The sequence below is a fragment of the Spongiactinospora gelatinilytica genome, assembly GCF_003236385.1.
Taxonomy (GTDB): Bacteria; Actinomycetota; Actinomycetes; order Streptosporangiales; family Streptosporangiaceae; genus Spongiactinospora; species Spongiactinospora gelatinilytica.
Window position 1 is genome coordinate 1 of sequence record NZ_POUA01000512.1, and the last position, 4,321, is coordinate 4,321.

General features: G+C 73.3%; 4 protein-coding genes. All 4 read right to left on the reverse strand.

The features are described from left to right. Positions 1–100 precede the first annotated feature (100 nt). The gene (locus tag C1I98_RS35950; protein WP_111171756.1) at positions 101–733 is read right to left on the reverse strand and encodes a nucleotidyltransferase family protein; all 633 of its coding nucleotides are present in this window, start codon (positions 731–733) and stop codon (positions 101–103) included. A 407-nt stretch (positions 734–1,140) separates the two neighbouring features. Beyond that, positions 1,141–2,238: an XdhC family protein gene (locus C1I98_RS35955; RefSeq protein WP_111171757.1), complete on the reverse strand. Its 1,098-nt coding sequence runs from the start codon at positions 2,236–2,238 to the stop codon at positions 1,141–1,143. Further along, complete coding sequence (locus C1I98_RS35960) at positions 2,231–3,334, reverse strand: vWA domain-containing protein (protein ID WP_111171758.1); 1,104 nt, start codon at positions 3,332–3,334, stop codon at positions 2,231–2,233. Before C1I98_RS35960 ends, C1I98_RS35955 begins: the two co-directional genes overlap by 8 nt. Then, entirely contained in the window at positions 3,327–4,217 is an 891-nt protein-coding gene (locus C1I98_RS35965; protein ID WP_111171759.1) for an AAA family ATPase, read from the reverse strand. Before C1I98_RS35965 ends, C1I98_RS35960 begins: the two co-directional genes overlap by 8 nt. Between the last annotated feature and the right edge of the window lie 104 nt (positions 4,218–4,321).

The window sequence follows — 4,321 nt, forward strand, 5'->3', positions numbered from 1 at the left end:
CCACTGATTCACCCACCAGCCCCCTGGCGGCAGCCACAAGGCCGCCACCGCCGCTGAGGGCGGCGAGAGGGACTGCCGGAGTCGGAAGCGGCGAGGCGGCTTACCCGGCGGGGTCGGAAACGCTGGAGGACTCCGTGGGAGCAGCGGCCGGGTCGTCGCCGCCGGTGAGGGCGGCGAGGTCGTGCGGGGTGTCGATGTCGGCGGGGTCGCCCACGTCGTCGCAGGGCACATGGGTGACCAGGCCGGGGTTGGCGCGCAGGAACTCCCGCGCGCCGACGTCGCCGACCGCCGACCCGGCGACCGCGGCGACGTGCTCGCGGGCGATCAGGACGGGGTTGCGGGGCCGCCCGCCGTACGTGGCGACGGCCAGGCTCGCGCCCGCATGGGCGGCCTCGATGAGCCGGGCCACCGCGCCCGGCCCGATCCGCGGCTGGTCGACCAGCATGATCACGACCCGCTCGGCCTCCACGGGAAGCGCGGCCAGCCCGGCGCGCAGCGAGGAGCCCATCCCGGTACGCCAGGCCGCATTGTGGACGACGACCGCCCCCCGGACCTGCACCAGCGCGGCCCCCAGCACGACGATCACCGGATGGCAGCCGCCCTCCCGCAGCGTACGTACGGCCCGATCGACCAGCCGCTCCCCCGCGAACTCGATCTCCGCCTTCGGCATACCGAACCGCGCACCCTCACCAGCGGCCAGCAGCAACCCCGCGGTACCTGTCGAAATTCTCATCGCTCAAGTGTTCACCGCCTCCCCGGCAGTTCCCGACACCATCAGGTCAAGAAAACACCCAGCCCACCGGAGCCATCTCTCCCATTTCCGACACCCCACACCAAAGAAACACCCGACCACCCCGAGATACGGCCCCCTCCGCCGTACTGATCTCCCCACAGACGATGGGCACAGAGGATCAACACCAGATGTCCACGCCCCAAGGAACAGCGCGGCCACCTATGGGCCCCCAGGGGAAATCGGGCCCGTCGTACCACCCGGGGCTGAATCGGGGCATTCAGTACGCACTCCAAGGGGCGGCGCGGTCCCTCATGGCATCCCGGGCCGATGATTCGGTACCGGCGTGTGGTCGGTCTCCCCTGCCGCCTTCAGGGCAGGAGGACGCTCAGGCTCACCGGGCCCCGAGGTCAGATCTCACCGTGGATGCGGCCCGTGGTGTCGGTGAGGGGCCGTCCCGAACCTCCCCAGCGCAGCTGGATCAGCTCGGCGGCGATGGCGACCGCGGTCTCCTCGGGGGTGCGAGCGCCGAGGTCGAGGCCGATCGGGGAGCGTAGCCGGGCGAGTTCTTCCTCCGTCAGGCCCGCCTCGCGCAGGCGGGTGATCCGGTCGTCGTGGGTGCGGCGGGAGCCCATCGCGCCGACGTAGGCCGCGCGGGTGCGCAGTGCCACCTCCAGCAAGGGCACGTCGAACTTGGGATCGTGGGTGAGCACGCAGATGACCGTGCGTTCGTCGACCGTGACCGAGGTGAGGTAGTCGTGCGGCCACTTCACCACGACCTCGTCGGCCTCGGGGAAGCGCTTTTCGGTGGCGAAGACCGGCCGGGCGTCGCAGACCACGACGTGGTAGCCGAGGAACTTGCCGATCCGCGCGACGGCGGCGGCGAAGTCGATGGCCCCGAAGACGAGCAGCCTCGGCGGCGGGGCGAAGGACTGGACGAACACCGGCAGGTCGTCGAGCCTGCGCTCGCCGCGCGCGCCGTACCGGCGGATGCCGGTGAGGCCCTGGGCCAGCATGCCGCGGGCGTCGTCGTCGATGGCGGCGTCGAGTCTGGGCGTGCCCAGCGACCCCGACGCCCGGCCCGGCCACACGACGCGCCGGGCCCCCGCCCGGCCGGGGCCGGACAGCACCGTGGCGACCGCGACCGGCTCGTGGGCGGCGATCGAGGCGGCGACCTCGCCCAGCTCCGGGTAGGTGTCCCGAGACACCGGCTCCACCAGGACGTCGATGATGCCACCGCAGGTCAGCCCGACCGAGAACGCCTCGTCGTCGGACACGCCGTACCGTTGCAGCACCGGCTCCCCCGCGGCGGTGACCTCCTGGGCCAGCTCGTAGACCGCCCCTTCGACGCAGCCGCCGGACACGCTGCCGACCGCCTCGTCACCGAGCACCGCCATCGCCGCGCCGGGCGGCCGGGGCGCGCTCCGGAACGTTCCGACCACGGTGGCCAGGCCGAACTTCTCCCCCGCCGACCACCATTTGATGATCTGCGACAACACATCACGCATGTCCGAGCCTTCCTGCGAGGTCCTGGAAAGCGGCCAGGCTGTGACCGGCCACGAAGTCGTCGAGGTAGGGCAACGCGGCGCGCATCCCGGCGGTCAGCGGCTCGTAGCCCTCGTGCCCCTTGTGCGGGTTGACCCAGATCACCCGGTGGGCCAGCCGGGAAAGCCGGGCCATCTGCGCGCCCAGCAGGGCCGCGTCGCCGCGCTCCCACCCGTCGGAGGCGATCACCACCGTGGCGCCCCGCGCCCGGTGCGAGGCCAGGAACTCCTTCAGCTCCTCGCCGAGCCGGGTGCCGCCGCTCCAGTCGGGGATGGCGGTGGAGGCGGCGGTCATCGCGAGATCGGGGTCGCGGTGGCGCAGCTCGGGGGTGAGCCGGGTCAGCCGGGTGCCCACGCTGAACACCTCGGTGGCCCGCGGCTCGGATCTGACCATGGCGTGCGCGAAGCGCAGCAGGGTGTCGGCGTAGGGGGACATCGATCCGCTGACGTCGATCAGCAGGACCACCGCGCGGGGGCGGCGGCGGTGGGCACGGCGGCGCAGCAGGGCGATCTCGCCGCCCCGGCGCAGCCCCTCTCGGATCGTGCGCCGCTCGTCGAGGACGCCGCGGTGGGCCGGTGCGAACCGGCGCGACCTGCGTCGCTCACGCTCGCCGGCGAGCAGGGCGAGCATCCGGTGGATCTCGGCCCGCTCGGCGGCGGTCAGCGCGGCCACGTCGCGGTGGCGGAGCCGTTCGGCGTCGCTCGCGGCGGCGGCCTGGGGCTCTCCGGGGTCGCGGGAATCGGGGCCGCCCCGGTCGCCGTCGAGGGTCGTGAGGTGGCGGGTGACGGTCATGGCCGGCGGCGCCGCGCGGGACGCCCCGGGCCGCAGGCCGCCGAAGTAGGCCGTGAAGCATCTGTCGTAGCGGGGCAGGTCGTCGGGGGACGCGCACAGGGTGAGGCGGCCGGCCCAGTAGAGGCCATGGGGGTCGGCCACGCCGAGGGCGGCGGCGGCCCGCAGCATGTTCCGGGTGCGCTCGTGGTCGGCGGGCACCCCGGCGGCCCGCAGGGTGCGGGCGAAGCCGGTCAGCGTGGCCACGACGCGGCCGGGGATCTCACTCATGGCGCAACAGCCCGTCGCGCAGCACGGACACCTGGTCCTCGCGGTGTTTGAGCAGCGCGCCGAGAGAGGCCGCGGCCAGGCCCGGATCGAGGTCGCGGGCCCCCAGGGTGAGCAGCGCCTCCGTCCAGTCGAGGGTCTCGGCGATGCCGGGGGGTTTGACCAGGCCGGCCGAGCGCAGCCGCCCCGCCACGCCGGCGACCTGGGCGGCCAGGCTCTGGCCGCAGTGCGGCAGGCGGCGCAGCAGGATCGCGACCTCCCGGTCGAAGGAGGGGTGTTCCAGCCAGTGGTAGATGCAGCGGCGTTTCAGCGCGTCGTGGACCTCGCGGGTGCGGTTGGAGGTCACCACGACGACCGGTGGCGTCTGGGCGCGGATCGTGCCGAGCTCGGGCACGGAGATGGCGTAGTCGGACAGGGTCTCCAGCAGGAACGCCTCGAACTCGTCGTCACCGCGGTCGATCTCGTCGACCAGCAGCACGCTGGGCTGGGTCTCCAGCGCGGCGAGCAGCGGCCTGGCGATCAGGAAGCGCCGGTCGTAGAGCTCGCCCTCCAGCCGGGCGGCGTCGGCCGCACCGGCGGCCTCCGCGGCCTTCAGGTGGAGGAGCTGGCGCGCGAAGTCCCAGTCGTAGAGAGCGTGCGCGGCGTCCAGGCCCTCGTAGCACTGGAGCCTGATCAGTGGCGCGCCGAGCACCGCCGCCAGGCATTTGGCCAGCTCGGTCTTGCCGACGCCGGCCTCGCCCTCCAGGAACAGCGGCCGGCGCATCCGTAGTGCGAGGAAGCAGGCGGTGGCCAGGCCGTCGTCGGTGAGGTAGGCATGGGCGTCGAGCAACCGGGCGAGCCCGGCGGGGGACTCGACCCCGGTGGCGGTGGTCGTCGCGCGCAACACAACATCAGGCTACGCGCGCCCATCACGGGCACCGCCCAAAGCGCCGCGACCAGTGGACATCCCCGCCGCAGAACGACTTGTCGCCTGTGGACGACCCCATCTCC